We start from the raw sequence: 26,334 nt of genomic DNA, 5'->3' as shown, positions 1-26,334 counted from the left end.
GGGCGCCGGACAACCCAGGCGTCAGCCTGCGGCCACCAGCGAATCGGATGCTAATACGGATTCAGGCGAAGTGTATTCGACGAAGCCATCCTGGCGGCAAAAGCTCAGCAGCCGCACGCCGGCCTGTTCCGCGATGCGGATGGCCAGCGAGGTCGGCGCCGAGATCGTCGCCAGCATCGGAATCTGCATGCGGGCGGCCTTGCGCACCAGTTCGTAGCTGGCCCGGCTGGACAGGAACACGAACCCGTCGCCGAAGGTTTCGTGCGCCCGGGCCAGATGGCCGATCAGCTTGTCCAGCGCGTTGTGGCGCCCCACGTCCTCGAACACGGCACGCAACTGGCCGTCGGGCGCGCACCACGCCGCGGCGTGGACGCCGCCGGTGGCCGCCATCAACTGCTGGCGGGCACGCAGCGCATCGGCCGCGTGCCGGATCATGGCCGCCGTCGGCGCGATGGTGCGCACTGCCGCCAGCGGCTCGGGCACCAGGTCGAGCAAGGCCAGGCTCTCGATGCCGCAGACGCCGCAGCCGGTACGGCCGGCCAGCGTGCGGCGCCGTGCCTTCATGGCCATGAAGGCACGCTGGCTGATCCGCAGGCGGACCTCGATGCCATCGCAGCCGGGCTGCACCTCGACGTCGTAGATCTCGCGGACGCTGTCGACGATGCCCTCGGTCAGCGAGAAGCCGACCGCGAACGCCTCCAGGTCCAGCGGCGTGGCCATCATCACCGCGTGCGAGATGTCGTTGTAGACCAGCGCGACCGGTACTTCCTCGGCCACGTTGTCGATCTCCAGCGCGACGGCGTCGCCCTGGTGGCGGCGGATCTCGCGCGCGATATAGCCGCGTTCGGCCATGTACTTCCCCCTGCGGTGGTCTTCAGCCCTGGCCGGCGCGCTGCAGCAGCACCGGAATCGACTTCGACGTGGGCGTACCCGACCGGTCGCCGATGCTTTCCAGCGGCACCAGCGGATTGGTCTCCGGATAGTAGGCGCCCAGGCAGCCGGCCGGAATGTCGTAGTCGACGAGCAGGAAGTCTTGCACATGGCGCGTCACGTCGTCTTCCCAGACACTGGTGATATTGACGCGTTCGCCCTCTGCAAACCCCAGCCGCTCGCGGTCGGCCCGGTTGATGAACACCACGCGGCGCAGGCCGAACACGCCGCGATAACGGTCGTCCAGGCCATAGATCGTGGTGTTGTACTGGTCGTGGGAGCGCGTGGTCATCATGACCAGCAGGTCGTCGCCGTACCTGGCCCGGGCACGCTTGATCGGCGTGTCGCGGTCGATGGCGTGCACCAGGAATTCGGCCTTGCCCGAGGCCGTGCGCCACACGCGGTTGCGCGAGGCCGGCGTCAGGTGGAAGCCGCCCGGCTGCGCCACGCGCTCGTTGTAGCGCTCGAAGCCCGGAATCACCTTTTCGATGGCGTCGCGGATGCGTGCGTAATCCTGCGCGAACCACAGCCAGTCCACCTTGTTCGACCCCAGCGTGGCGTCGGCCATCTTCGCCACGATCATGGTTTCCGACAGCAGGTGCGGCGACGCCGGCTTGTTCATGCCATACGAGATATGCACCATGCAGACCGAGTCTTCCACGGTCACGCCCTGCGGCACGCCGCCCTGCTCGTCCACCTCGGTGCGGCCCAGCGTCGGCAGCAGCAGCGCATCGCGCCCGATCACCAGGTGGCTGCGGTTCAGCTTGGTGGCGATATTGACGGTCAGGTCGCACTGGCGCAGCGCCTGCCAGGTACGCGGGGTATCCGGGGTGGCGATCGAGAAATTGCCGCCCAGGCCCACGAACACCTTGACCTTGCCTTCGAGCATCGCGTTGATGGCGGCCACCACATCCTGGCCATGGTGGCGCGGCGGCTCGAAGCCGAACGTGGCGCCCAGGCGGTCCAGGAAGGCATCGTCGGGCTGTTCCTCGATGCCCATCGTGCGGTCGCCCTGCACGTTCGAATGGCCGCGCACCGGCATCAGGCCCGCCCCGGGCCGGCCGATATTGCCGCGCAGCATCATCACGTTGGACAGCAACTGGATCGTGCGCACGCTTTCCTTGTGCTGCGTCAGGCCCATGCCCCAGCACATGATGGTGCGCTCGCTGTTCACGTAGACGTCGGCCAGCGCGTCGATATCCTCGCGCGTCACGCCCGATTCGGCCACGATGTCGGCCCAGCTTTCGGCGCGCAGGTCGGCGGCGAATGCCTCGTAGCCGGCCGTATGTTCGTTGACGAAGGCGATATCGACCACGCGCTTGCCGCCCGTGGCCACGGCCGCGTCGTCAAGCTCGATCACGCGCTTGCCGATGCCCTTGAGCAGCGCGAAGTCGCCGGCCAGCCTGGGCCGCACGAACATCGACGCGATCTGCGTGCCGCTGCCGCCGAGCATCTCCGTCACATGCTGCGGGCTGACAAAACGCTCCAGGCCACGCTCCTTGAGCGGGTTGATCGACACGATCTTCGCGCCGCGCCTGGACGCATCGCGCAGTTCGTTGAGCATGCGCGGATGGTTGGTGGCCGGGTTCTGGCCCCACACCATGATCGTGTCGGCCAGCTGGAAGTCGTCGAGCAGCACGGTGGCCTTGCCCACGCCCACCGTCACCGGCAGGCCCCGGCTGGTGGCCTCGTGGCACATGTTCGAGCAGTCCGGGAAGTTGTTGGTGCCGTACATGCGCACGAACAGCTGGAACAGGAACGCGGCTTCGTTGCTGGCGCGGCCCGAGGTGTAGAACGTGGCGGCGTCGGGGGTGTCCAGGCGGCGCAGGTGATCGGCAATCAGGCGGAACGCGTCATCCCAGGCCACCGGCACGTACTTGTCGGTGGCGGCGTCGTAGCGCACGGGATGGGTCAGGCGGCCGTGCTGTTCCAGTTCGTAGTCCGACTGCTGCATCAGTTCGGTGACCGTGTACTGCGCGAAAAACGCGTTGGTCACACGCTTGCTGGTGGCCTCGGCGGCCACGGCCTTGACGCCGTTCTCGCAAAACTCGAACGTGGACGCGTGCTGGCGGTCGGGCCAGGCGCAGCCCGGGCAGTCGAAACCATCCGGCTGGTTCTGCTTGAACAGCGTCCGGTATTTGCCGCCGGCCACCTTTTCCTTGACCAGATTGATGGCGACCTGCTTGAGCGCACCCCAGCCGGCGGCCGGGTGCGTATAGGGGGCGATATGCCCCTTTTCGGGCGTGGGAGTACTCATGGGGGCGACTTCCAGAACAATGGCCCGAGTGCCCGGCCCGGTTTTCCGTGTGATGTCCGGGCGCTCGCTGCGATGCTTGCAGACTAGGCCCGGAATGTGACGCGGGGGACGTACAGAACAGGCACAGCCGGAAGAGTACAGTTTGCGCCATCGCAGTGCACAAACCCGAAACTGTGCTTATCGATTTGGCATGAGAGGGGGGCATTCACGCCGATTCCTCATCATTTTGAGCCGCCAAAGACGTGTGCGTTATCGATTACACCCGCTCGATATGCTTGTTATAGGAAGCGTTATGGCGATTACTGCTGCTTATGCCACGCTCATCCCCTACTCCGGCTGCTGCGGCGTGGCGTCGATGATGTCCTCCAGCTGGGCGCTCATCGGGATGCCCAGGCGCTCGCCGGTGGGTAGCCGGTTCAGGAACCACTGCTTGTAGAGGCGGCCCAGCTCGCCCGACGTAATCAGGTCGCGCACGGCCTTGTCGACCACGGCGGCGAACTGCGGGTCGCCCCGGCGCAGCATGATGCCGTAGGGGTCGTAGGACAGGAATTCGCTGGTCACGATGAACTGCTTGCCGGCGTTGTAGTGGGCCAGGAAGCCGTACAGCAGCACGTCGTCGCCGGCGTAGGCATCGGCGCCGCCGTGGCGCATGACCTCGAAGGCATCGGCGTGGTCGCGAGCGCGGATCAGCTTGATGCCCAGGTTGAAGCGCGTGGACAGATCCTCGATGGCGCTGGCGTTGGTGGTGCCGGCCGTGGCCACCACGGTCTTCCCCTTGAGGTCGCGGAACGTCTTCACCGGGGAATTGCGCGGCACCATCAGCTTGGTGCCGGCCACGAAGATGACCGGCGAGAACGCCACCGTGCGCATGCGTTCGGCATTGCGCGTGGTCGATCCGCACTCCAGGTCGGCCTTGCCCGACGTGATGGCGTCGAAGCGATTTTCGGACGTCACCGGCACCCATTGCACGGTCAGGTTGCGGCTGATCTCGGCCGCGGCGGCCTCGACAATGGCCTGGCAGATATCGATCGAATAGCCGATCGGCCGCCTGGCCTGGTTCAGATACGAGAACGGCAGCGACGATTCCCGGTAGCCGATGGTCAGCACGCCCGTGTCCCTGGCCTTCTTCAGCGTGCCGGACAGCGCTACGGCATCCTGCGCGTGGGCGGCCAGCGCGCCGCAGCCCAGCAGCACCAGCGCGGCCAGGCGCCTTGCCGCCACCTTCCAGACAGGGGCGCGCATGGTGTCAGGCCTCCGCCGTGCCGGGCTTGACGCGGGGTTCCTCGCCCGGAATGTCCTTCTCGGTCTCGGGCACCGGCCCGGTGGTCAGTTGCCCCTCCCACTTGGCCACCACGGCCGCCGCAATCGAATTGCCCACGGCGTTGGTGGCCGAGCGGCCCATGTCCAGGAACTGGTCCACGCCCATGATCAGCAGCAGCCCGGCCTCGGGGATGCCAAACTGGTTCAGCGTCGCCGCGATCACCACCAGCGACGCGCGCGGCACGCCCGCCATGCCCTTCGAGGTCAGCATCAGCAACAGCAGCATGGTGATCTGCGTGCCCATCGGCAGGTGGATGTCATAGGCCTGGGCGATGAACAGCACCGCGAACGTGCAGTACATCATCGAGCCGTCCAGATTGAACGAGTAGCCCAGCGGCAGTACAAAACTGGAGATTTTGCGATTCACGCCGAAGCGGTCGAGCGAGTCGAGCAGCTTCGGATAGGCGGCTTCGGAACTGGCCGTCGAGAATGACAGCAGGAACGGCTCGCGGATTAGCCGCACCAGTTCGAACACGCGCTTGCCCAGGAACACGAAGCCGGCCAGCGTCAGCAGCCCCCAGAGCACGAACAGCGCCAGGTAGAAGCTGCCCATGAACTTGGCAAACGTGATCAGGATGCCCAGCCCCTGCGTGGTGACCGTCGATGCAATCGCCGCGAACACCGCGACCGGGGCCAGCCACATCACCGCGCCGGTGATCTTCAGCATGATCTGCGCCAGATCCTCGATCACGGCGGCCATGCGCGCGCCGCGCTCGCCCAGCGTGGCAATCGCCGTGCCGAAGAAGATTGAAAACACCACGATCTGCAGGATCTCGTTGTTGGCCATGGCCTCGGCCACCGATTTGGGCACCAGGTGGGCCACGAAATCCTTGAGCGTGAACGCGTTGGTTTTCAGGTTGGTGGCGGCACCCACGTCGGGCAGCGGCAGGCCGATGTTCACGCCCGGATGCAGCAGCGTGGCCATGATCAGGCCCAGCGTCAGCGATACCAGCGACGCGGTAATGAACCACCCCAGCGCCTTGACCCCGACGCGCCCTACCGTGCTGGCATCGCCCATGTGCGCGATACCGATCACCAGCGTGGAAAAGACCAGTGGCGCGATGATCATCTTGATCAGCCGCAGGAAGACGTCGGTGATGATCGAGATATACCCGGCGATATCCTTGGCCACCTTCGGATCGGGAAACGCCGTGTTGCAGGCATAGCCAACCACTGCGCCCAGGATCATCGCGATCAGGATCCAGGTCGTGATATTCGACTTCTTGCTCATGACGTCTCCTTGGGGGCGGCCGTATGGAAGTCCTGCGCCGAGGTCTGCACCTGTAACGATAGGTCGCGGGTGTGCCATGGGCAAATCCTGAAACAGCCCATGCCGCCGCCTGCCTGCGCATCGCATTTCCTTTGATTGCACCAACACAGGGCGATGTTTATAATTCGCCACACTCGCCACCGGCCCGATGCGGCCGGAGCGTCATACCCAAAAGCGCGCGCTGCGCCGCCCGACCGAGCCATCGGGCCGCGCTGACCGTGCCCCCGGGCCTCACCGGCCCACCGACCGCCCGGCCCCCATCCGCCCAGCGGCGGCAGATATTGCGATACCCACCCAACCCCCGCCGAGTCTCGGCGCGCCGCCGCATGGCCGGGCGCGATGCACGGTGTTAGCAGTCGTTCGTCATCTATGGCGCATTTCTTCCTCCGCCGGCCCGCGTTTGCGTGGGTGCTGGCCATCCTGACCATGGTCGCGGGCCTGGTCGCGCTGAACCGCATCCCGGTGGCGCAATACCCGGCGGTGGCCCCGCCCATGGTGATCCTGTACGCCGACTACCCGGGTGCCACCGCGCGCACCGTGGAAGACCGCGTGACCGCCGTGCTGGAGCAGCAGATGCACGGCATTCCGGGGCTGCTCTACATCGACTCGAACAGCGAGGCCGGCACGGCCACGGTCACCATCGGGTTCAAACAGGGCACCGATCCGCAACTGGCGCAGGTCAACGTGCGCAACCGCGTGGCGCAGGCCGAGCCGCTGCTGCCCGAGGTGGTGCGCCGCAGCGGCGTCTACGTCGACCAGGCCAGCGCCAGCCCGTTCATGTACGTGTCGCTGATCTCGAAGACCGGCACGATGTCGGAGACCGCGCTGGCCGACTATGCGGCCGGCACGGTGCTGCCCATGCTGCGTCGCCTGCCCGGCATCGGCAAGGTGGAGCCGTACAGCGCCGAATACGCGCTGCGTGTCTGGTTCAACCCCGACCAGCTGCACGCCTACGGCCTGACCACCGCCGATGTCGAGACTGCCATCCGCGCCCGTAACGGCAGCGTCACGCCCGGCCAGCTTGGCGGCGCGCCCGCCGCGCCCGGGCAACCGTTCCAGGCCATCGTGCGTCCCCCCGCGCCGCTGGCCAACGCGGAATCGTTCGAACGGATCGTGCTGCGGCCAGCCAGGGACGGTTCGGCGGTGCTGCTACGCGACGTGGCGCGCGTGGAAATGGCCGCCGCCGACTTCCGCTACACCTCGTCGCTCAATGGCCGCGAAGCCGCATCGATGGGCCTCAAACTGGCCGATGGCGCCAACGTGCTGGCCACTTCGCGCACCGTGCGCGCGGCGCTGGACGAGGCCGCGCGGGGTTTTCCGGCCGGCGTGGCGTACGACATCTCCTATGACACCGCCCACTTCGTGCAGAACTCGATCACCCGCGTGCTGGTGACGCTGGGCGAGGCCACGGTGCTGGTGTTCCTGATCCTGTGGCTGTTCCTGGGCAACCTGCGCGCCACGCTGATCCCGTGCGTCGTGGTGCCGGTGTCGCTGCTGGGCACGGTGGCCTGCCTGCAGGCGTTCGGGCTGTCCTTGAATGTGATCACGCTGTTTGGCGTGGTGCTGGCCATCGGCATCCTGGTGGATGACGCCATCGTGGTCGTGGAAAACGTCGAGCGCATCATGCGCGAGGACGGCGTGGATGCCTTCACGGCCGCGTCGAGCTCGATGCGCGAGGTCTCGGGCGCGCTGCTGGCCGTCACGCTGGTGCTGTGCGCCGTGTTCGTGCCGATGACGTTCATGGACTGCGCCGTGGGCGTGATCTACCGCCATTTCGCCATGACGCTGGCCATCTCGATCGCGTTCTCGCTGTTCTTTGCGCTGACGCTGGCGCCCGCCATGTGCGCCACGCTGCTGCGCCACGGCGCCGCCCCCGCGCGCGGCCCGCTGGCCTGGTTCGAGGCCCGCTTCGCCGCCTTTACCACGCGCTATGCCGGCTGGGTCCACCGGCTGCAGCAACGGCGCCTGCGCTGGCTGGCGGTCTACCTGGCCATGACGGCGGCCTGCGCGCTGGTGCTCTGGCAGCTGCCGGGCGGCTTCCTGCCCGAGGAAGACACCGGCGAGCTGGTGATCGACGTGGAACTGCCGCCGGGCAGCACCCAGGCCCAGACGCGCGAGACCATCGCCCGGCTGGAACAGTGGATGACGCAGGAGAAATTCCCGATCAAGACCACGTTCTCGCTGCTGGGCTGGAACAATGGCGGTTCCGGTGAACAGCGCGCGAGCGTGTTCCTGTCGCTCGACGACTGGCAGCAGCGTGGCCGCGCCAATGCGGCCGACGTGGTGCTGGCGCGCCTGAGCAAGGGCCTGGAAGCGTGGCCCGGCCGGGGCGAAGCCCAGCTCTATCCGTACAACGGCACCGCCCTGCCCGAACTGGGCAGCACCAGCGGCCTCGACATGCGCCTGGTGACGCGCCGCGAAGGTGGCCGGCAGGACCTTTACGCCGCCCGCGACAAGCTGATCGCGCGCGCCAAGGCCGATCCCCTGTTTGCGGAGGTCCGCGCCACCGCCGGCCAGCCCACGCCGGCGCTGGACCTGGCCATCGACTATCGCAAGGCCGAGAGCTTCGGCGTGGACGCCGAGGCGATCCATCACGCGTTGTCGGCCACGATCGGCTCGCGCTATATCGACGAACTGGCCCGCGAAGGCCGCGTGCGCCGGGTGATCCTGCAGGCCGATGCGCCGTTCCGCATGCAGGCGGCCCACCTGGCGCGCGTGCACGTACGCAACGCCAGCGGCCAGATGGTGTCGCTGGGCGCATTCGCCACGCTGGAATGGGGCAACAGCGAATCGACGCTGGAACGCTACAACGGCCTGACATCGGTGCGGATCAACGCCGATACGGCACCCGGCGTCAGCACTGGCGCGGCGATGGCCAGACTCGAAACCATGGTCCGGGAACTGGGCGCCGACTACGAGGTACGCTGGAACGGCCGCGCGTTCGAGCAGCAGCAAAGCGGCACGCAGGCGCCGTGGCTGTTCGCGCTGTCGCTGCTGTTCATCTTCCTGTGCCTGGTGGCGCTCTATGAAAGCTGGACGCTGCCGCTGGCCGTGCTGGCCATCGTGCCCACGGGCCTGATGGGCGCGGCCGCCGCCGTCTGGCTGCGCGGGCTGCCCAACGACGTCTACTTCAAGGTGGGCGTGGTCGTCATCATGGGACTGGCGGCCAAGAACGCGATCCTGGTGGTGGAGTACGCCGAGCAGTTGCGGCGCGGCGGCATGGAGCGCGTGCAGGCCGCGACCCAGGCGGCCCGTCAGCGGCTGCGGCCCGTGGTCATGACGTCGCTGGCGTTCATCCTGGGCGTGGTGCCGCTGGCCATCAGCACGGGGCCCGGCGCCGGCGCGCAGCGCGCGGTGGGCACCGGCGTGCTGGGCGGCATGCTGGGCGCCACGCTGCTGGGCACGCTGGTGATTCCGCTGCTGTATGCGTGGATTGCGCGATGGTCGGCGGCCAGGAAGGCGACAACCGCCCCGACGGCCGACACCACCGGCGCCTGACGCCGTGCGGGCTGGCCAGCGTTTCCGCGGCCCCGCTCAGCCCCCTTCGGCGAAGATGCCCATGCGCTGCTGGATAAAGGCCAGCACCTCCAGCGCCGCCGCCGGCAGCGGGCGGCCGGCTTTGACCAGCAGCCGGGCCTGCGTGCCCCGGAACAGCGGATGGTCGATCGGCACGGTGGCCAGGCTGCCGGCGGCCACCTCGCGGTAGGCGGCGAACTGGCCGATCAGCGTCACGAAATCGTCGCAGGCCACGAACTGCTTGAGCGCCGACAGCGAATTGGTGACCAGCGTGGGCCGGATGCGGATGTTCTCGGCGAATTCCAGCATCCTGGCCGCGTGCCCGATGCCGTAGGACTCGGGCATCAGCGCCAGCGGATAGTCCATCACGTCGTGGATGGTGGCCGGCCCGCCCCGCAGCGCCAGCGGGTGGTCGTGACGCGTCAGCAGCACGATGGGCTGCGCCGAGCTGGCCCGGTATTCGATGCGCGGGTGCAGCGGCGGGTTGTAGGCCAGGCCGATATGGGCGCGGCTTTCGGCCACCTCGTTGAGCACGTCGTCCACGGGCAGGATCTCCATGCGGATATCGACCATCGGGTACTGCGCGCAGAACGGCGCCACCACCTCGTTGACCAGTGCATCGACATAGCCCTCGCTCAGCACGATCTGCACCATGCCCTGCTGCAGCCCCATCAGCGCATGCAGCTGGTCTTCGAGCTTTTCCTGGTGCGAGCGGTAGCCGCGCCAGAACTCCAGCAGGTGCGCGGCCGCCTCGGTGGGCCGCACGCCGCGCGCCTGCCGCTCGAATAGCGTGGTGCCCAGTTCCTCTTCCAGCAGCCGGATCTGGCGCGTGATGACCGACGGCGACGTATTGAGGCTCTCGGCCGCGCCCCGGATCGTGCCGTGCGCCAGCACTTCCCGGAAATATCGCAGCCGCTGCTGATTGATTTCGCGCATCGCTTGCCTTTTGTTATCCGAACGCCACTTTCAGTGCGCGAAGCGCCTCTGCGTTGCCTTCAGAAGAACGAAGTGTGAACTTTGTTGCTGTTGGTGTCAGTCTACGCGGCTGCCACTATCGAAGCCAATCCCACAACCATCACAACGCTCTGGAGACTGGCAAATGTTAGTGATGTCGAACCCCGCCGCCGTAGACGGCACCGCCGCGCTGTACCAGAAGATCAACCTGCGGCTGCTGCCGTTCCTGCTGGTCTGCTACCTGTTTGCGTACCTGGACCGCGTCAATGTCGGCTTTGCCAAGCTCCAGATGCAGGGCGACCTGGGCTTTTCCGATGCCGCCTACGGCGTGGGCGCCGGCATCTTCTTCATCGGCTACGTGCTGTTCGAGATCCCGAGCAACCTGATGCTGCCGCGCATTGGCGCGCGCAAGACGTTCAGCCGCATCCTGGTGCTCTGGGGCATTACGTCGGCCTGCATGCTGTTCGTGCGCGACGTGCCCACGTTCTACGCCATGCGCTTCCTGCTTGGCGTGTTCGAAGCGGGCTTTGCGCCGGGCATGATCTATTACCTGTCGTGCTGGTACGGCCCGCAGCGCATGGCACGCGCCATCGCCATCGTGTTCCTGGCCGGTCCGATCGGCGGCATCGTCGGCGGTCCGCTGTCGGCATGGCTGATGACCGCGCTGGCTGGCCATGCCGGGCTGGCCGGCTGGCAATGGATGTTCCTGGTCGAGGGCCTGCCCTGCCTGGTGCTGGGCGTGCTGGCCTGGAAGCTGGTGCCCGATCGGCCCGCCGACGCGAACTGGCTCACCGCCGACGAAAAGCGCCGGCTCGAACAGGAACTGGCCGTGCCCGCCGCGCACAAGCATGCGTTTGGCGCCGTGGCGCGCGACCCCAGGGTCTATGTGCTGGCGTTTGCGTACTTCTGCGTGATCGCCGCCATCTATGCGCTGAGCTTCTGGCTGCCGACGCTGATCAAGGCACAGGGCGTCAACGACACCGTGCGGCTGGGGTGGTACACGGCCCTGCCCTATGTGGGCGGTGCCATCGGCATGCTCTACATGGGGCGCCGCTCGGACCGCAAGCGCGAGCGCCGCTACCACGCCGCCGTGCCGGCGCTGGCCGGCGCCGCGCTGCTGGCCGGCTCGACCCTGGCCGACGGCAACCTGGCGGCCACCATCGCACTGCTGACGCTGGGCACCACCACGCTGTGGATGACCTACACGGTGTTCTGGGCCATGCCGTCCGAATACATCAAGGGGCCGGCGGCTGCCGGCGGCATCGCGCTGATCAACACCATCGGGCTGTCCGGCGGCTTCTGGGGCCCCGCCATCATCGGCTGGGCCAAGTCGGCCAGCGGCAGCCTGCATCCGGGCGTGCTGATCATCGCCGCCATGCCGCTCGCCGCCGCGCTGATCATCCTGGCCAACCGGCTGCCCGCACGACACTGAGCCCCACCCAATCCGAAGCCCTCCCCGCCACACCCCACGTACGACAAGGAGTCAAACATGCTGCTGTACCTGTCCACCTGGTCTGAAATCGAGCAATACCTGAAGCGCAGCCGGACCATCGTCATCCCGATCGGCTCCAACGAGCAGCACGGGCCCACTGGCCTGCTGGGCACCGACTGGATGTGTCCGGAGATCATCTGCCGCGCGGCCGAGCAGCAGGCCGACATCCTGGTGGCCCCCACCTTCAACATCGGCATGGCCCAGCATCATCTGGGCTTTGCCGGCACCATCTCGCTGCGCCCGACGACGTTCATTGCGGCCATCGTGGACTGGACCCGCTCGCTGGCCCGCCACGGCTTCGAGAAAATCCTGTTCCTGAACGGCCATGGCGGCAATATCGCGTCGGTGGAAGCCGCGTTTTCCGAGATCTATGCCGAGTCCAGCTTCGCCGGGCGCCGTGCCGGCTTTGCGATGAAGCTCACCAACTGGTGGGACCTGGAAGGCGTGAACGAACTGGCCAGGCAGATGTTCCCGACCGGCCACGGCGCGCACGCGACGCCATCGGAGATCGCCGTCACGCAGTACGCGTACGCGCATGCGATCAAGCACGCCGACTATTCGCCGCGCATCGCGCCGTCCGGCCCGATCCGCGAGGCGCTGGACTTCCGCGCCCGCTTCCCCGACGGCCGCATGGGTTCGGACCCGAACCAGGCCACGCCGGAAAAAGGCCGCGCCCTGGTGGAGCTGGCGGCCAGCAGCCTGGTCAAGGAACTGGCGGCGTTCGGGACCGAAGCCGTGCCGGGTTGATGGGATCCCCGGTGGCTTCGGAAGCCAACAGCCCGATCATCGATACTGCCGGCGTCCGCCCGGGGCCATGGCCTGGAACACGCCGTCGCGCAGCACCAGCGCATGCAGCAGCGCGGCGGCCAGGTGCAGCAGCACCACCGCGAACAGCGTCAGCCCCAGCCACGTGTGCAAGGTCCGCAGCCACGCGAACAGCGTCACGTTGGCCGGCAGGATCGGCGGCAGGTGGAAGCCGCCGGCCATCGTCACCGGATAGCCGCCGGCCGACAGCATGCCCCAGCCGATCAGCGGCATGGCCAGCATCAGCGCGTAAAGCACGTAGTGCGATGCCTTGGCGACGACGCGCTGCGCGGCGGGAATGCTGTCCGGCAGCGGCGGCGCGCCACGCCGCAGGCGCACCGCCAGGCGGACGATCACCAGCAGCAGCAAGGCGATGCCCAGCGGCCGGTGCAGCGCCACCAGCGTGTCGTGCGCGCGCGAAACGGTAAAGACCATCCCGACCCCGACAAACAGCATCGACAGGATCAGCACGGCCATCAGCCAGTGCAACAGCTTCTGCAAGCCGCTGAATTGTGTATGCGTAGCCTTCATGCCTGGTTCCTTTTATCGGGATGCCTGCTGTCCGTGCGCGTCGAGGGCTTCCTCGCGTGTGCGGCGCTGGTAGGACACCGCATAGGCCGCCGAGCGCGCCGCCAGCAGCGGATCGTTCGACGCGGCAATGCCCGACGGCAGCACGGTGGGATCGAAATTGACGTCGCGGCAAACGCCACCATCGGCCTGCGAACTGGCGCGCTCGATCACGAGCGTGCCGGCGTCCACCTGCCGGCGGTCATCGGGCCAGGCCTGCGTGGCATCGTCGGCGGGGTCGCCGGGCTCGCCCAGCGTCAGCATCAGACGCCAGCGCAACGGGCCGGCGGCCAGCTTCTGCGTCAGATCGGCGGCCAGGAACGATGCCTCGCCCTTCGCGGCGTCGGTGACCGGTGCATAAGGCAGCTCGGGCTGCACCGACCAGCGCACGGCCTGCCGCTTGCCGGCCGCATCGACCAGATAGAACGCGTTGACGCTGTAGTAGGCGCCATTGGCGAAGCTCGATGACGGCGGATGGCTCTTGATCCAGCCCTGGAACGCGCCAAGCGCCGGATTGGCTTCGGCGAAGGCCTTGATGCGGGCGGGATCGGGCTTGTGCGTGGCCGGATCGGGCTGGCTGGCCTGCAGCAGCCCATAGAACTGCTCGGGTGTATGCACCGGGAACAGTGGCACCGAATTCATGCCGGTACGCCACTGCTGGCCGTCCGCCTGCTTGAACATCAGCGCGAAGCTGCGGATCGGCACGCTGCCGTCGGGCGCCTGCGGATTGCCGCCCGGAATGGCCAGGCGCCCGATCACGGGCGTGCGGCCCTGGGCAAACACGCCGGCCTTCGACAGTTGCGCGGCCGCGCCCGTGCTGTCGAAATAGCCTTCGACGCAGACGCCCTTGGCGTGATTGCGCCGAAACCCTTCGTGCACGCCGTCGTTGCGCTGGAACTGGTTGACGATGGCCTGGGAGGACAGCCGGTGCGGCGCGATCCACCCGCCGGTATAGGCGAAGCCGCCGGCCAGGACGAGCACCACGGCGCCGATGGCGCCCAGGCGGCACGGCACGCAGATGCGCGTGCGCGATGGTGATGGGGGGGTGTTGTCGGTCAATGCGTACTCCCGATGTGTGAGAACTCATCCGGTATACGCGCAACACCAGGCGGCTATTCCCCCCGCCCGAAAAAAAATCGCCCGGCAGCCTGACGAGGCCGGGCGAATCCGAAACCGCTTACGGTTTCTCGCGGGTAATCGACAGGGCGCTGAACGACTGTGTCACCGGCATCACTTCGAGGTAGTTGATATTGACGCGCGCCGGCAGCGTGGCGGCCCAGAACACGGTCTCGGCGATATCCTCGGGGGTCAGCGCGTCGGCGCCTTCGTAGACCTTGTCCACGCGCGATTGGTCGCCGCTGAAGCGCACATTGGAGAACTCCGTGCCGCCGACCAGCCCCGGGGCCACATCGGTCACGCGCACGCGGGTGCCGGTCAGGTCGGCACGCAGGTTCAACGAGAACTGGTGCACGAAGGCCTTGGTGGCGCCGTAGACGTTGCCGCCCGGGTACGAATAGGCACCCGCCACCGAACCGATGTTGATCACGTGGCCACGGTTACGCTCGACCATGCCCGGCAGCACCGCGCGGGTCATGGTCACCAGGCCCGTGACGTTGGTGTCGATCATCGTTTCCCACTGGTCCAGGTCGGCCCGGTGCGCGGGCTCCAGGCCCAGGGCCAGGCCGGCGTTGTTCACCAGCAGGTCTATCTGGGCATAGTCGGCCGGCAGGCCCGCCACGGCGGCGAATACGGCATCACGGTCGCGCACGTCCAGCACCAGCGGCAGCACGTTGTCGCGACCCAGCTCGTCGACAAGGGCCTGCAGCCGGTCTTCACGGCGGCCGGCGGCGACGACGCGATGGCCGGCGTTGACGAAGCGGCGGGCGATGGCGGCGCCGAATCCGGCAGTGGCTCCGGTGACGAATACGATCATGTTGGCTCTCCAGCTTGAATCAGGTTGGGCCCCGGATACTACACCGTTGCCCGCAAACCCGCGTGTCAGCGGATGCAGATCGATATTACGCGGCGCGCGGCAGGATGACCCCGGGGGCGGGCCGACCTTACGCGCGCGACGCGCGGCGGCCCGGCGCCATGACCGGATCGGCCAGACGGGCGAACAACAGCCCCAGCGCCGCCCACAGCACCGCCTGGATGCCGAACGCCGCCACGCGGTACTGCCACAGCAGCGTGGCCGGGAAATGCGCAGGCACCTCGTCGATGCCCGGCAGCAGCGCATGCGCCAGCGTGGCCAGCACCGCGAAGATCGCGCCGGCCGCAAGGCTCACCGTCCAGCCGTCGCGGTGCGCGCCCAGCCGGCGTGCCGCCACCACCGACACCACCATGGCCGCCAATGACACGCCGATCATCGTGAAGAACAGCGCCGTACGCAGGCCGATGGTGGACGGATCGCCGATGGCCGGCGGATTCGGCGGGTACTTGAAGAATGGCACCAGCACGATTGCGATATAGCCCAGCAGCGCCAGCAGGCCCGAGGTGGCCCGCACGCCCAGGGCGCCCAGACGGCCGTGGACAAACGCGAAGACCAGCGCGAACAGGCCGCCCAGCGCGGCGCCGAACACACCCAGCCCGACAAACAGGCCGACGCCCGACTGCGTGTCGCGGCTGACCAGTTCCGGCATCTCGTGCGCATGGCTGCCGCCCATCGCGTGGGTCGCCTGTTCCTCGAAGGCAATGGCCGCCTCCACCTGCGGCTCACCCACCACGCGCGCGAACGCAAAGGCCAGCAGGCTGGCCAGAAAGCCCGCGATCATGCCGCGGACCAGCAGACTTCTCACCATGAGGGGGCCTTGTCAGTGGCAGGGAAAGCCAAGCAGATGGCGACCGTCGTGCACGAACTCATGCACGTACATGGTGTTGAAGATGGCGGCGGCGCCCTCTTCCACGCCCACGAAATAGATGGCCAGGAGCAGCAGCATGCCGCCGAAGATGGCCCAGGGCAGCAGTTCGCGAACAGGGATCGTGACCGGCGCGATGGTCGGCGCGATGGCCGGCGCGAGAGTGGCGCTTGCGTGCATGAGGATTCTCCTTGAGGATGACGCGTCCCGAGACGGATGGTTGTGCCCGAGGAGAAGGTCTGACTTGCCGGCACCCCCCGCGATCACACGCGGGCAGCCCGGGATACAGTGGCGCGACCGTGCCGGCATCTCACCGGCTTCCTCTCTTCGGAATCCGTGCATTCTAGTCGAGGGGCTGCCGATCCACCTAATCGTTGCCGCCCTTGCGCATCAGCCGTCAGCCATCCGCATCAGCCAGACCATTGCCAGCCAACATGACCCGCCGCCTCACCCTGCTCTGCGTACCCGCCACGGCCGCCCTGCGCGCCGGACGCTTTCCGGCCGACGACGCGCTGGAGGAAGGCGCCGCCGTGCAGATCGCCCGCAGGGCGGGCAAGCTCGGGCAGCCTGACCGCGTGCTGTGCAGCCCGATGGCCTGTGCCCGCGACACCGTGCGGGCCCTCGGCCTGGCCGTGACAGCGGAAGACGCGTTGCGGGAAGTGGACTACGGCCGCTGGCGCGGCCAGTCGCTCAAGGATATCGGCGCCGCCGAGCCCGACGCGCTGGCGGCATGGCTATCCGATCCGGACATGCACGCGCACGGTGGCGAATCGCTGGCCGGTGTCTACGAACGTGCCGGCCTGTGGCTGTCGCGCCGCGCCCCTGGCCATACGCTGGCCGTGACCCACGCCAGCGTGATCCGGGCCGTCGTCGCGCACGCCCTCGGCGCGCCGGCGCGGGCCATCATGCAAATCGATATCGCGCCGCTGACGCTGACGACGCTGTCAGGCCATGGCGATGCGTGGCGCCTGACGTCGGTCGCCGTACCGGTCGTGGCACAGCCCGACGCGCCCCGTTACTGAGTCGGCGGACAGTTCGCCGCCCCGCCCTGGTCGGTATTGCGGAAGGTCACCACCAGCCGGCTGTCCTTGGCCATCATCAGCGTGTTGCCGTAGGTCACGGTCGGCATGAACGCGATATCGGGCGCCACGGCCACCGGCGGCTGCCGCTCGGCATCGACGGTCAGCACCAGTTCGACGGTATAGCTATCGATCGCGGTGCCCTGTGGCGATTGCGCGAACTTCTGGCGGAACGCGCACATGTCGCGCGTAATGTTGTCGAGCGCCGCCTGCACGGATACCGACTTGCCAGGTGGAATCGGCGCGGTATTGCACGCCGCGAGCAGCACGGGAGCCAGACACGCCAGGATGGTGAAGCGCAAGGGCCGGATCATCGATATCTCCCGCACGTTGGGCGCCTTTGATGCGATGCACTCTACTGCCCACCCGGGCGGCGCTCCATTGGCCTGAAGGCCAACCTTCATTGCGTTTTTATCAATGGCTATGCAATATCGCGCGATGCAAACGACGTCCCCCCGCTCCCGAAGGCCCGTTTTGCGCCTACAACATCACTTCGGTATGTTTGCCGGGCCGCGTGGTGATGCACGACACCTCGGACGCATCCGTTGAAAGCGACGATCGACAGGAACGACATGACTGCTGACAAGGCCATTCTCGATGCCTTCGCGCCGACCGGCGTGCTGCGTGCGTCGATCAATCTGGGCAACCCTGTGCTGGCGCATCGCAAGGATGGCAACAGTGCCGGCGGCGTCTCCGTGGACCTGGCCACGGCGCTGGCTGCACGGCTTGGCGTGAAGCTGGAACTGGTGGTGGTGGAAACGGCGGGCAAGTCCGTCGACGTGGTATCGAACGAGGAAGCCGACATCGGCTTCTTCGCCATCGACCCCAAGCGCGGCGCGACCATTGCGTTCACGGCGCCGTACGTGCTGATCGAAGGCTACTACATGGTGCGCGACGACTCGCCGGTACGCGCCAACGCCGACGTGGACCGTGCCGGCACCCGCGTGGTGGTTGGCAAGGGCAGCGCCTACGACCTCTACCTGACCCGCGAACTGCAACACGCCGAAATCGTGCGCGCACCGTCGTCGCAGGCGGTCGTCAAGACCTTCCTGGAAGAGCGGCTTGATGTGGCTGCCGGCGTGAAGCAGCAATTGGAGGCCGACACCGCCGGCATGACGGGCCTGCGCCTGCTGGACGAGCGGTTCATGGTGATCCGCCAGGCGATGGGCGTGCACAAGTCGCGCGGCGAGGCCGCTGCGGCCTATCTGGCGAAATTCGTCGAGGAGATGAAGGCGTCGGGCCAGGTGGCCGCCGCCTTGCAGAAGCACAACATCCAGGGTGCCAACGTGGCCCCGGCGGAAGGCTGAAACCGCCGCCAGGAGCGGGATGCGGAAAGCTGGGTGGCCCTGGCTTCCCGCGCCGGCAGGATTACGAGCCGACCTTCAGCTGGCCGCCGCGACCCAGGCCGCCCTTGACTTCCTGTGCCTTGTAGTTGCGCAGCGACACCACCATGTTGTTGTAGGCGTCCATGAACGCGGCCACGGTGGCCTTGCCTTCCGGCGTGCGCGAGAAACCGCCCAGCCCGCCGGCCGCACCGCCGCCGAACGCGCCCATCGCCGCGCCAAAGTTCGTCGCCGTGGCATTGCCTTCCGAGATCGACAGCTGCACGCCCGAGCGGATGTCGAACATGGTCAGCGTCACCACCGAAGCCTTGCTGGCCATGGCGCCACCCACCAGCGCGCCAACGCCGCCGAACAGGCTGCCCACGCCGGCGGCAAGCTGGCCCGTGGCGTCGTTGTCGATGATGATGGCCGGCTCCATGTAGTAGTCGGCGGCCACGCGCTGACCCTTCTGCTGCTTCGAGCCGGCGCGGAATTCACCCGAGTTGCGCTGCTTGTCGGTGATGTTCGACAGCTTGCTTTCCGTGCGGTTGTTGCCCACCGACGTGATCACGAAGCAGTTCGACTGCTGCACGGCGAGGCGGATCAGCGGCTCGATGGTCGTGATCTTCGTGGCGGCGCCAAAGCTTGCATACCATTCCTTGCCCCGGCCATCGTCAACGGCCAGCGTGCCCAGCGGCGTGTCGCAACGCTCCAGCGTCGGGTTGGCGTTCACGCTGGTTGCGCCGCCTGCTGCGCCGGTGGCCGCCGTAGGCGCCGTGCCGGTGCTGATCGAGCCACCACCCATGTTGGCGCAGCCGGCCAGCACCATCGACGCGGCCAGTGCGGCCGCGCGCAGAGAGATTGTCTTGGACATGAAATCGCGTTCCTGTTGACGGAAGTAAGGGAAAAATCGGGAAGGGAAGAAATGGCGACCGGCGCTTAACGCTGGTACCAGCCGGAGGGGCCCCAGACCCAGTAATACGGATAGCTGCTGTACCACGCGTACCACGACGTGCGATAGGCTTCGCGCACCCGGTACAGGGCCTGTTCATCCTTCTTGGCGGCCTGGGCCTGCGGAATCAGCGCCGCGGCTTCCTTGTTGCCCTTGGAAGCGGCACGGGTCAGCCATGCCTCGGCTTCGGCCGGGTCGGCGCCCATTTCCTCGAAGCCCATCAGATAGAGGCGGCCCAGCGCAAGTTGCGCCTGCACATGGCCGTTGTCGCCAGCCTTGCGCATCCATTCCAGCGCCTGGTAGGTGTTGCGCTCCACGCCGTCGCCGCGCAGCAGGCGCAGTCCCAGGTCGTAGGCGGCGTTGGGATTACCTTCCGCCTTTTCCGCCAGCGCCTGCATGCGCCGGTCCGATTCGGTCGGGCCTGCCGGGGTGAAAGTGGCGACACGGCGGTCCTGCTCGGCGCAGGCGTTGCCGTTGCACAGGCGTACGGTGGGCGACCGCGACAACTGCGATTCCGGCGTCTGGGCACAGGCGGCCAGGCCGACAATTGCCGTAAATACCAAATGAGTAAAGAAACGCATGAAACGACCACCCCGAAGATTTGTTTAGTTTTTATTCGTTTTGCTACAACAGCACATTGTAAGCAAACGTTTAGATTGTAACCATAGTACATGTAGCGATTGCAATACTTTGTACCCATTGCCAGCACCCGGAGCAGACGGGCGTGCCCAATACGCAACAGTAATCATTCGCTTTTGCATCCAGGGAACATGTAGCCAGCCGTCTACCCACCCTGTGGGTAACGCTCCGGCGCGCGCCCCTGCCTGGTCGAGCGGCGCTTATGTATGGTTGCACTGCGGCCGCCGCTTCTCGTTTGCACTACGCTGCTGCGCGGCAAAACAAAAAGGCCGGTCGAGTGACCGGCCTGCCGTTGCGTCCGGGCCTTGCCGCGGATCAGCAGTTGCCTTTCTTCGCCTGGCCCGGCGGACAGAATCCGTTGCCGGGGCCGCCTTGCGGACGGGCCGCCGGCCCGCTGTCTGGCGCGTAGTAGGCGCAGCCGCCGAGTAGTGTGGCGCTGGTAACAAGCATGATGAGGATGGTTTTCATGGTTTGCATGGGCGACTGAGCCTGTCAGTCACCGGGTTTAAAAACTGAAGTTGACGCCGGACTGGCCGCCGTTGAACACGTTGACAGGACTGGTCTGCGTCGCGCCGCCCGCGCTGGTGGCCTGCACCGAGTACTGGCCGGCGGCCGACGACACGGCCGACAACGCAATCGGCAGCGTCGTGCTGTAGGTGCCGGCGAGCGGCGCCGCGGCCGGCAAGGCCAGCGAGTACGCGCCGGTATCGAGGTTGGCGTTGGTCGATGCAATCTCGTAGGACGCCGAGCCAATGGACTGCAGTGCGCGCACGTCAGCCTGCGCCGAAGCCGTGGCCTTGCCGGACACCGTGTTGGTCGTCGAAGCCGGCAGCGTGATCGGCGACCCGGCCGTGGCGACCGATGTCGTGGCACTGGCCGTCACCGGCACCGCGCCGATGATGCCGGTGGCATGGCCGGACGGCAGCCTGTTGTCGACGATGACCACGTCGTAGTTGCCGCCTGTGCTGCTCTGCACCAGCGGCGTCAGCACGAACTTCCCGCTGGCATCGGCCACGGTGCCGCGAACGATCTTGCCGTTTTGCTCCGCGTAGACGGTGGCGCCAGCCTGCGCGGGCGCCACAAAGCCGGTAATCGACCCGCTGACGGTCATCGGCGTGGCCGTGACCACAGGCTTCAGGCTGTATCCGCCATTGCCCTGCTGGACGATCGACTTGCAAGCGTTGAAGTCCAGAATCAGGTCGACCAGCGTGTTGGCCGGCACAGTGAAGGGCTGGATGATCTTGTACCCGCTCTGCGTGGCGCTGGGCGTGGCCAGCGGCAGTTCGGCCGTCGTGCCGGACACCACCACCGCATTGGCCAACGAATTGCCCTGGTTCGCGCTCAGCACCAGCCGCACCTGCTGGTACTGCCCGGCGGGCAGCGGCGCCCGCCCAAGGTCGAACAGCACGCCGTTTCTCAGGGACAGCAGATCGACCCGCTGCGGCGTGGCAAGGGCGATGTCCGTCCAGCCGCTGTCGTTGTCGCCTGCCGCATTGCTGGCGTTGACCCGCACCTTGCTGACCGTGACAAAGACGTGGTCGAAGCCGCAGGCCGGGGCATCGGTCATCGCCACATGCAACGTGCCGTTGGTGGACGTTGTGTTGTCGTTGCCGCCGTCGCCGCCGCCGCACGCGACGACCAGGAACGGCATCGGCAATATGGCCAGGCTACGGGCCAGGAATTTGGGCAGATCGAGCTGCTGGCTTCTGATTGTCATGACAGGGCCTCTCCTCAGGGCGCGGTGGTGCCCAAAGCATAGGCTCGGCGCACGCCAGCGCGGACCTGCTTTTGCAACGATTCGTAACGAAAATGAAACAGATCGGCATCGCCCGCAGGCCCTAAGTGGGCCACAGCACGTTCGCCACCGACCGGCTCGCCTACAGTGATGCTTATCCACGTGCGCGAGCCGCGCCCCCTTTTGCAGCGTTATCAGCATTTCCAGCCAGGAGAACCGCCGTGGGCACACTGCGAGATCGTCGCCGCTTCCTAGGTGCCGCGCTGGGCGGCGTGCTGATCCCCGCCCTGCCCGCCTGCGGCGGCGGCGATTCCGCCCCGGCCCCCGCGCCTGCGCCAGCGCCCTCTCCCGTTCCCGATGCGCAGATCACGCGGGCCATCGCCCAGGTCGATACGCTGGCGACCAACCTGATGACCAGCTCCGGCGTGCCCGGCATGGCCGTCGCCGTGGTGCACGGCGGCCAGACGGTGTATGCCAGGGGATTCGGCCGGCGGCTGGTGACCGACCCCGCGCCCGTTGATGCCGATACCGTGTTCCAGCTGGCATCGGTTTCCAAGCCGATCGGCGCCACGGTGGTGGCACGGCAGGTGGGGCGCGGCAGCATCCATTGGGACACGCCCGTCATCGCGCAATTGCCGTGGTTTGCCCTGTCCGATGCCGATTCCACCCAGGCCGTGACCGTCGGCGACTGCTACGCGCATCGGTCGGGCCTGCCCGACCATGCCGGCGACCGGCTCGAAGACATGGGCTACGACCGCCGCCAGGTACTGACACGCCTGCGCTTCCTGCCCGTCCACCCACTGCGCACCGCCTACGCGTACACCAACTTCGGCATGACGGCCGGGGCCGAAGCCGTGGCAACCGCCGCCGGCATCGACTGGGCCACGCTGTCGGAACAGGCCATCTACCAGCCGCTGGGCATGACACGCACCAGTTCGCGCTACGCCGACTTTGCCGCCCGCGACAACCGTGCGCTTGGCCACGTCAAGGTGAACGGCGCCTGGGTGCAGGGGCTGGGAACCATGCCCGATGCCCAATCGCCGGCCGGCGGCGTCAGTTCGTCGGTCAACGACCTCGCGAAATGGCTGATCATGCTGCTGGCCAGGGGCGAGTTCGGCGGCCAGCGCATCGTCGATGCCGCTGCGCTGGCGCCCGCGCTGGACCAGCAGATGCAAAGCGGCCCGCCCGTCAACGGCCGGCCGGCAAGCTGGTACGGCTATGGCTTCAATGTCGGCACCACCGAGCTGGGCCTGACGTCCTACAGCCATTCGGGCGCCTTCGCGGTGGGCGCGGCCACCGCCTTTACGGCCGTGCCGTCGCTGAACCTGGCCATCGTCACGCTGACCAACGGCTACCCCATCGGCATCCCCGAGACACTGAACGCGCAGTTCTTCGACCTGGTGCAATACGGCGCCTTCCGCCGCGACTGGGGCGCCATCTTCACCGATGCCCTGGCGTCACTGCTGCTGCCGGAGGGCCGCCTGGTCGGCCAGCCGCCGCCAGCCAGCCCGCTGCCGGCACGGGCCCTGTCAACCTACACCGGCACCTATCGCAACGACTATTACGGGTCGCTGCAGGTCACCGAGCAAGGCGGCGCACTGGTGATGACGCTTGGCGCCCGGCCGCTGACGCTGCCGCTCACGCACTGGGACGGCGACAACTTCACGTTCACCCTCCACAACGAAAACGCCACACCCGGCACGATCTCGCAAGCCGTCTTTGGCAGCGACCGGGTGTGGCTGGAGTACTACGATCACGAGGGGCTAGGGGTGTTTTCGCGGTGAGGGGAAGACACGCCGCCAGGCCCTACGGCGCGCGCGGCGTTATTCGAGCGTGATGTTGGCGGCCTTGCCCACGCGGCTCCATTTGGCGATATCGGTCTTCTGGATTTCGGCCAGCCGCTCGGGCGCGCCGCCCACCACCTTGATCCCCAGTTTGGCCAGTTGCGCCTTGACGTCCGGGTCCTGCAGCGCGCGGTTGATCTCGGCGTTGAGCCGCTGGACGACGGCGGGCGGCGTGCCGGCCGGCGCGAAAATGCCCTGCCATTGCTCGGCCTCGAAGTTCGCCACGCCGGCTTCGGCCATCGTCGGCACGGCTGGCAGGCTTGGCACCCGCGCTGCGGTAGCCACGGCCAGCGCACGCAGCTTGCCGGCCTGCACATGCGGCAGGATCGGCGCCGTGGGCGCGAACATGAAATCGACGTGGCCGGCCATCACGTCCTGGATCGCCGGGACGTCACCCTTGTACGGTACGTGGTTCATGCGCACGTTTTCCTGCTGCTGCAGCAGTTCCGCCGACATCTGCAGGATCGTGCCGTTGCCGCCCGACGCATAGCTCACGGTGCCGGGCTTGGCCTTGGCGGCTGCCACCAGGTCCTTGACGCTCTTGTACGGGCTGTTCGGTCCGACGATCAGCACGCTGGGGATGGTGCCCAGCAGCGCCACCGGCGTGAACGACTTCACCGCGTCATACGGCAGCTTGGGATTGAGCGCCGGGTGGATCGCGTGCGAGGCCGTCGATGCCCCGAGCAGCGTGTAGCCGTCCGGCGCGGCGCGGGCCACGAAGGCCGAGCCGATGGCGCCGGTGGCACCGGGCCGGTTCTCGACCACGATCGTGGTGTGCAGCGCCTGGCCCACCTTCTGCGCGACCAGGCGCGCCAGGATGTCTGTCGTGCCACCGGCCGGGTACGGCACGATGTAGTTGATGACCTTGCCGGCAGGCCAGTCGGTCTGCGCATGGACCGCGCCAGCAGCGAACGATGCGGCGGTCAGGCAGACCGACAGGCCCAGCTTGCGCATGCGGGCCGACAGGCAAAGCGATGTGAACATCATGTCTCCAGTTCTTTTTTGCGGTACGACTCAGGCTGGGGCCATGTCCCCGAACCCGTAAAGCGATTGCGGATTGCGAACCAGCACCTGCTGCGCCGTATCGGACGATCCACACCAATCCACGAATGTGTGCAGCACGGCGGCATCGTCGATCGGACGACTGCCTCTGGCCTGCGCCGTGGGGTGCGGCCAGTCCGACCCCCAAAGCATGCGCTCGGGCGCCAGCTTCAGGAAGCGCGCAGCCAGCGGCCGCATGTCGCCGTAGTGCGGCGCGCCTTCCAGCGATTCGATATAGGGCCCGGACAGCTTCACCCACGCCTTGCCGGCCGCCACCAGGCCGGCGATCACGCGGAAGGCCGGCTCTGCCTCCGGCTTGCCAGGCGGCAAGTGGCCGTAGTGATCAAACACCATCGGCACCGGCAGCGCAGCGAGCATGCCGGCCGCGTCGGGCAGCCACTGGGGTGGCAGGTTGAGCTGGACATGCCATCCGTATGCGGCAATCCGCGCGGCCAGCTTGGGCAGATCGTCGAGCGATACGGGCGCGGCCAGCGTCAGGTTCAGCCGGATGCCGCGAACGCCCGCCCGGTGCAGCCGCGCCAGTTCGTCGTCGGCGACATTGGCGGCCACCACGGCCACGCCCCGTGCGCACGGGCCCAGTGCCGCGATGGCGTCTGTCGTGCTGGCGTTGTCGGTGCCATAGGTCGAAGGCGTCACCACGATCGCGCGCTGCGTGCCCAGCCGGCGCTGGACCTGGCGATAGTCGTCGGCCGACGCATCGGGCGGCCGCAACGTCGCGCCCGGCGCCACCGGATAGCGGCTGTCATAGACGTGCACATGGCAGTCGCAGGCCCCTGCGAATGCGGCGGCGGGGCTTGCGCCGGTGCTCATGCCAGACGTCCCCCATGCACCGGGGCACCGCCTTCCGGCATCGGCACGCACAGGATCGAACCGGTGGTGGATTCGGTCATCAACAGCGTCTTGCCGTCGGCCCCGCCGAAGCACAGGTTGGTCAGCGATGCCCCGATCGGCGTGCGAATGACTTCGACCGGCTCGGCGCGGTGGTTGAGCACCCAGACATAGCCCAGCCCCGGATTGGCCACCAGCAGGCAGCCATCGGCGCGCATGGCCAGCCCGTCGGGGCCGCTCGGCCCGTACGACGTGAAGAACTGGCCGACCTTGCTGACCGAGCCATCGGCCTGCAGCGGCACGCGCCACACGCAATTGCCGCGCGTCATGGCCACGTACAGCACCTTCTCGTCCAGCGACAGGACCAGGCCGTTGGGGCTGGGCGCGTTGGCCAGCAGCACATCCAGCCTGCCATCGGGCGCCAGCCGATACACGCGCCCCGTGGGGTCGTGCATGCCGGTCTGGCCCTGGTCCGTGAAATACAGGTTGCCGGCCGAATCGAAGGTCAGATCGTTGACGCCCCGGAATCGCTCCGAATTGCGCCGCGCCAGGAACGGCGTGACGGTGCCGGTACGGGCATCCAGGCGCATCAAGCCATTGCGGTAGTCGGTAATCAGGAAATCGCCGCCAGCCAGACGTTTCATGCCGTTGGGCTCGCCGTCGTACTCGGCAATCTGTTCCCAGTCGCCCTGCAGCGATACGCGAAAAATCCGGCCGTAGGGAATGTCTGTCACCCAGAGATGGCCGTCCGACCAGACGGGCCCTTCCAGGAACGAATCGGTGGCCGCGCCGCCGCGATTGGCCAGCGACCAGGCGTTGTCCCGATCGTGCCGGCGAAACGCGTCGGGCAGGCGGGTGAGCACTGCGGCGTCACGGACGGTGGGAGGCTGAAGCAGCAGCATCGCGAC

At 67.4% G+C, this 26,334-nt stretch carries 24 protein-coding genes; 6 read left to right on the top strand and 18 right to left on the bottom strand.

The window, feature by feature from the left end; genetic code table 11:
• Window positions 1-21 precede the first annotated feature (21 nt).
• The 4 genes from fdhD to AC3FJ6_RS20020 form a co-directional block, all read right to left on the bottom strand.
• Window positions 22-852: a formate dehydrogenase accessory sulfurtransferase FdhD gene (gene fdhD / locus AC3FJ6_RS20035; protein ID WP_488773439.1), complete on the bottom strand. Its 831-nt coding sequence runs from the start codon at window positions 850-852 to the stop codon at window positions 22-24.
• A gap of 22 nt (window positions 853-874) precedes the next feature.
• Entirely contained in the window at window positions 875-3,187 is a 2,313-nt protein-coding gene (locus tag AC3FJ6_RS20030; protein WP_400396113.1) for an FdhF/YdeP family oxidoreductase, read from the bottom strand.
• 327 nt (window positions 3,188-3,514) lie between these two features.
• Window positions 3,515-4,429, bottom strand: coding sequence for an amino acid ABC transporter substrate-binding protein (locus AC3FJ6_RS20025; RefSeq protein ID WP_488773438.1), 915 nt, complete (start codon window positions 4,427-4,429; stop codon window positions 3,515-3,517).
• A gap of 4 nt (window positions 4,430-4,433) precedes the next feature.
• Window positions 4,434-5,738: a dicarboxylate/amino acid:cation symporter gene (locus tag AC3FJ6_RS20020; protein WP_488773437.1), complete on the bottom strand. Its 1,305-nt coding sequence runs from the start codon at window positions 5,736-5,738 to the stop codon at window positions 4,434-4,436.
• A gap of 408 nt (window positions 5,739-6,146) precedes the next feature.
• Here AC3FJ6_RS20020 and AC3FJ6_RS20015 point away from each other — a divergent pair, with 408 nt between their 5' ends.
• Window positions 6,147-9,275: an efflux RND transporter permease subunit gene (locus AC3FJ6_RS20015; RefSeq protein ID WP_488773436.1), complete on the top strand. Its 3,129-nt coding sequence runs from the start codon at window positions 6,147-6,149 to the stop codon at window positions 9,273-9,275.
• A gap of 36 nt (window positions 9,276-9,311) precedes the next feature.
• On the opposite strand, the gene AC3FJ6_RS20010 is transcribed toward AC3FJ6_RS20015, so the two are convergent.
• Complete coding sequence (locus tag AC3FJ6_RS20010) at window positions 9,312-10,229, bottom strand: LysR family transcriptional regulator (protein WP_488773435.1); 918 nt, start codon at window positions 10,227-10,229, stop codon at window positions 9,312-9,314.
• Window positions 10,230-10,392: 163 nt separating this feature from the next.
• Between AC3FJ6_RS20010 and AC3FJ6_RS20005 the strand changes: the two genes are divergently transcribed.
• A complete protein-coding gene (locus AC3FJ6_RS20005) occupies window positions 10,393-11,679 on the top strand; it encodes an MFS transporter (RefSeq protein WP_488773434.1) in 1,287 nt (428 codons plus the stop codon).
• 57 nt (window positions 11,680-11,736) lie between these two features.
• The gene (locus AC3FJ6_RS20000) at window positions 11,737-12,486 is read left to right on the top strand and encodes a creatininase family protein (protein ID WP_488773433.1); all 750 of its coding nucleotides are present in this window, start codon (window positions 11,737-11,739) and stop codon (window positions 12,484-12,486) included.
• A gap of 36 nt (window positions 12,487-12,522) precedes the next feature.
• Here AC3FJ6_RS20000 and AC3FJ6_RS19995 read toward each other — a convergent pair whose 3' ends face one another.
• From AC3FJ6_RS19995 to AC3FJ6_RS19975, 5 genes are all read right to left on the bottom strand, one after another.
• Window positions 12,523-13,074 (bottom strand): cytochrome b, encoded by a 552-nt coding sequence (locus AC3FJ6_RS19995; protein WP_488773432.1) that lies wholly within the window; start codon window positions 13,072-13,074, stop codon window positions 12,523-12,525.
• Between the two features lie 12 nt (window positions 13,075-13,086).
• Complete coding sequence (locus tag AC3FJ6_RS19990; RefSeq protein WP_488773431.1) at window positions 13,087-14,169, bottom strand: catalase family peroxidase; 1,083 nt, start codon at window positions 14,167-14,169, stop codon at window positions 13,087-13,089.
• A gap of 118 nt (window positions 14,170-14,287) precedes the next feature.
• Window positions 14,288-15,043 (bottom strand): bifunctional NADP-dependent 3-hydroxy acid dehydrogenase/3-hydroxypropionate dehydrogenase YdfG, encoded by a 756-nt coding sequence (gene ydfG, locus AC3FJ6_RS19985; RefSeq protein WP_153948318.1) that lies wholly within the window; start codon window positions 15,041-15,043, stop codon window positions 14,288-14,290.
• A gap of 127 nt (window positions 15,044-15,170) precedes the next feature.
• On the bottom strand, window positions 15,171-15,908 hold the full coding sequence (locus AC3FJ6_RS19980; protein ID WP_488773430.1) for a CbtA family protein: 738 nt from the start codon (window positions 15,906-15,908) through the stop codon (window positions 15,171-15,173).
• A 12-nt stretch (window positions 15,909-15,920) separates the two neighbouring features.
• The gene (locus AC3FJ6_RS19975; RefSeq protein WP_488773429.1) at window positions 15,921-16,145 is read right to left on the bottom strand and encodes a CbtB domain-containing protein; all 225 of its coding nucleotides are present in this window, start codon (window positions 16,143-16,145) and stop codon (window positions 15,921-15,923) included.
• 254 nt (window positions 16,146-16,399) lie between these two features.
• On the opposite strand from AC3FJ6_RS19975, the gene AC3FJ6_RS19970 reads away from it, so the two are divergent.
• Window positions 16,400-16,987 (top strand): histidine phosphatase family protein, encoded by a 588-nt coding sequence (locus AC3FJ6_RS19970; protein WP_488773428.1) that lies wholly within the window; start codon window positions 16,400-16,402, stop codon window positions 16,985-16,987.
• Here the strand turns inward: AC3FJ6_RS19970 and AC3FJ6_RS19965 are convergent.
• Window positions 16,981-17,358: a hypothetical protein gene (locus tag AC3FJ6_RS19965; RefSeq protein ID WP_488773427.1), complete on the bottom strand. Its 378-nt coding sequence runs from the start codon at window positions 17,356-17,358 to the stop codon at window positions 16,981-16,983. The genes AC3FJ6_RS19970 and AC3FJ6_RS19965 overlap by 7 nt on opposite strands.
• Window positions 17,359-17,616: 258 nt before the next feature.
• On the opposite strand from AC3FJ6_RS19965, the gene AC3FJ6_RS19960 reads away from it, so the two are divergent.
• The gene (locus AC3FJ6_RS19960; protein WP_488773426.1) at window positions 17,617-18,351 is read left to right on the top strand and encodes an ABC transporter substrate-binding protein; all 735 of its coding nucleotides are present in this window, start codon (window positions 17,617-17,619) and stop codon (window positions 18,349-18,351) included.
• Between the two features lie 61 nt (window positions 18,352-18,412).
• Here AC3FJ6_RS19960 and AC3FJ6_RS19955 read toward each other — a convergent pair whose 3' ends face one another.
• The 4 genes from AC3FJ6_RS19955 to AC3FJ6_RS19940 all read right to left on the bottom strand — a co-directional run bounded on the left by AC3FJ6_RS19955 (window position 18,413) and on the right by AC3FJ6_RS19940 (window position 21,608).
• Window positions 18,413-19,240, bottom strand: coding sequence for a CsgG/HfaB family protein (locus AC3FJ6_RS19955; protein ID WP_488773425.1), 828 nt, complete (start codon window positions 19,238-19,240; stop codon window positions 18,413-18,415).
• Between the two features lie 65 nt (window positions 19,241-19,305).
• Entirely contained in the window at window positions 19,306-19,899 is a 594-nt protein-coding gene (locus AC3FJ6_RS19950) for a tetratricopeptide repeat protein (RefSeq protein ID WP_488773424.1), read from the bottom strand.
• Window positions 19,900-20,272: 373 nt separating this feature from the next.
• Entirely contained in the window at window positions 20,273-20,434 is a 162-nt protein-coding gene (locus tag AC3FJ6_RS19945) for a hypothetical protein (RefSeq protein ID WP_488773479.1), read from the bottom strand.
• A gap of 28 nt (window positions 20,435-20,462) precedes the next feature.
• Window positions 20,463-21,608, bottom strand: coding sequence for a DUF4382 domain-containing protein (locus AC3FJ6_RS19940; protein ID WP_488773476.1), 1,146 nt, complete (start codon window positions 21,606-21,608; stop codon window positions 20,463-20,465).
• Between the two features lie 305 nt (window positions 21,609-21,913).
• Here AC3FJ6_RS19940 and AC3FJ6_RS19935 point away from each other — a divergent pair, with 305 nt between their 5' ends.
• Window positions 21,914-23,476 (top strand): serine hydrolase, encoded by a 1,563-nt coding sequence (locus tag AC3FJ6_RS19935; RefSeq protein ID WP_488773423.1) that lies wholly within the window; start codon window positions 21,914-21,916, stop codon window positions 23,474-23,476.
• 39 nt (window positions 23,477-23,515) lie between these two features.
• On the opposite strand, the gene AC3FJ6_RS19930 is transcribed toward AC3FJ6_RS19935, so the two are convergent.
• The 3 genes from AC3FJ6_RS19930 to AC3FJ6_RS19920 are packed head-to-tail and all read right to left on the bottom strand — an operon-like array spanning window position 23,516 to window position 26,328.
• The gene (locus AC3FJ6_RS19930) at window positions 23,516-24,520 is read right to left on the bottom strand and encodes a Bug family tripartite tricarboxylate transporter substrate binding protein (RefSeq protein ID WP_488773422.1); all 1,005 of its coding nucleotides are present in this window, start codon (window positions 24,518-24,520) and stop codon (window positions 23,516-23,518) included.
• Between the two features lie 30 nt (window positions 24,521-24,550).
• Window positions 24,551-25,408, bottom strand: coding sequence for an amidohydrolase family protein (locus tag AC3FJ6_RS19925; protein ID WP_488773421.1), 858 nt, complete (start codon window positions 25,406-25,408; stop codon window positions 24,551-24,553).
• Window positions 25,405-26,328, bottom strand: coding sequence for an SMP-30/gluconolactonase/LRE family protein (locus AC3FJ6_RS19920; RefSeq protein ID WP_488773420.1), 924 nt, complete (start codon window positions 26,326-26,328; stop codon window positions 25,405-25,407). The genes AC3FJ6_RS19925 and AC3FJ6_RS19920 overlap by 4 nt, the downstream gene beginning before the upstream one ends.
• Between the last annotated feature and the right edge of the window lie 6 nt (window positions 26,329-26,334).

The sequence above is a fragment of the Cupriavidus sp. 94F1 genome, assembly GCF_057798875.1.
The sequence above is the reverse complement of the archived record's forward strand: the minus strand, read 5'-3'. Positions and strand labels throughout refer to the sequence as shown.

Coding starts and splice junctions, on each gene's coding strand:
- AC3FJ6_RS19925 (WP_488773421.1), bottom strand. CDS start 25,408: ATGAGCACCGGCGCAAGCCCCGCCGCCGCATTCGCAGGGGCCTGCGAC.
- AC3FJ6_RS19960 (WP_488773426.1), top strand. CDS start 17,617: ATGACTGCTGACAAGGCCATTCTCGATGCCTTCGCGCCGACCGGCGTG.
- AC3FJ6_RS19920 (WP_488773420.1), bottom strand. CDS start 26,328: ATGCTGCTGCTTCAGCCTCCCACCGTCCGTGACGCCGCAGTGCTCACC.
- AC3FJ6_RS19950 (WP_488773424.1), bottom strand. CDS start 19,899: ATGCGTTTCTTTACTCATTTGGTATTTACGGCAATTGTCGGCCTGGCC.
- AC3FJ6_RS20020 (WP_488773437.1), bottom strand. CDS start 5,738: ATGAGCAAGAAGTCGAATATCACGACCTGGATCCTGATCGCGATGATC.
- AC3FJ6_RS19970 (WP_488773428.1), top strand. CDS start 16,400: ATGACCCGCCGCCTCACCCTGCTCTGCGTACCCGCCACGGCCGCCCTG.
- AC3FJ6_RS19955 (WP_488773425.1), bottom strand. CDS start 19,240: ATGTCCAAGACAATCTCTCTGCGCGCGGCCGCACTGGCCGCGTCGATG.
- AC3FJ6_RS19980 (WP_488773430.1), bottom strand. CDS start 15,908: ATGGTGAGAAGTCTGCTGGTCCGCGGCATGATCGCGGGCTTTCTGGCC.
- ydfG (WP_153948318.1), bottom strand. CDS start 15,043: ATGATCGTATTCGTCACCGGAGCCACTGCCGGATTCGGCGCCGCCATC.
- AC3FJ6_RS20015 (WP_488773436.1), top strand. CDS start 6,147: ATGGCGCATTTCTTCCTCCGCCGGCCCGCGTTTGCGTGGGTGCTGGCC.
- AC3FJ6_RS19940 (WP_488773476.1), bottom strand. CDS start 21,608: ATGCCGTTCCTGGTCGTCGCGTGCGGCGGCGGCGACGGCGGCAACGAC.
- AC3FJ6_RS20030 (WP_400396113.1), bottom strand. CDS start 3,187: ATGAGTACTCCCACGCCCGAAAAGGGGCATATCGCCCCCTATACGCAC.
- AC3FJ6_RS20010 (WP_488773435.1), bottom strand. CDS start 10,229: ATGCGCGAAATCAATCAGCAGCGGCTGCGATATTTCCGGGAAGTGCTG.
- AC3FJ6_RS19965 (WP_488773427.1), bottom strand. CDS start 17,358: ATGATCCGGCCCTTGCGCTTCACCATCCTGGCGTGTCTGGCTCCCGTG.
- AC3FJ6_RS20005 (WP_488773434.1), top strand. CDS start 10,393: ATGTTAGTGATGTCGAACCCCGCCGCCGTAGACGGCACCGCCGCGCTG.
- AC3FJ6_RS19995 (WP_488773432.1), bottom strand. CDS start 13,074: ATGAAGGCTACGCATACACAATTCAGCGGCTTGCAGAAGCTGTTGCAC.
- AC3FJ6_RS20025 (WP_488773438.1), bottom strand. CDS start 4,429: ATGCGCGCCCCTGTCTGGAAGGTGGCGGCAAGGCGCCTGGCCGCGCTG.
- AC3FJ6_RS19930 (WP_488773422.1), bottom strand. CDS start 24,520: ATGTTCACATCGCTTTGCCTGTCGGCCCGCATGCGCAAGCTGGGCCTG.
- AC3FJ6_RS20000 (WP_488773433.1), top strand. CDS start 11,737: ATGCTGCTGTACCTGTCCACCTGGTCTGAAATCGAGCAATACCTGAAG.
- AC3FJ6_RS19975 (WP_488773429.1), bottom strand. CDS start 16,145: ATGCACGCAAGCGCCACTCTCGCGCCGGCCATCGCGCCGACCATCGCG.
- AC3FJ6_RS19945 (WP_488773479.1), bottom strand. CDS start 20,434: ATGCAAACCATGAAAACCATCCTCATCATGCTTGTTACCAGCGCCACA.
- fdhD (WP_488773439.1), bottom strand. CDS start 852: ATGGCCGAACGCGGCTATATCGCGCGCGAGATCCGCCGCCACCAGGGC.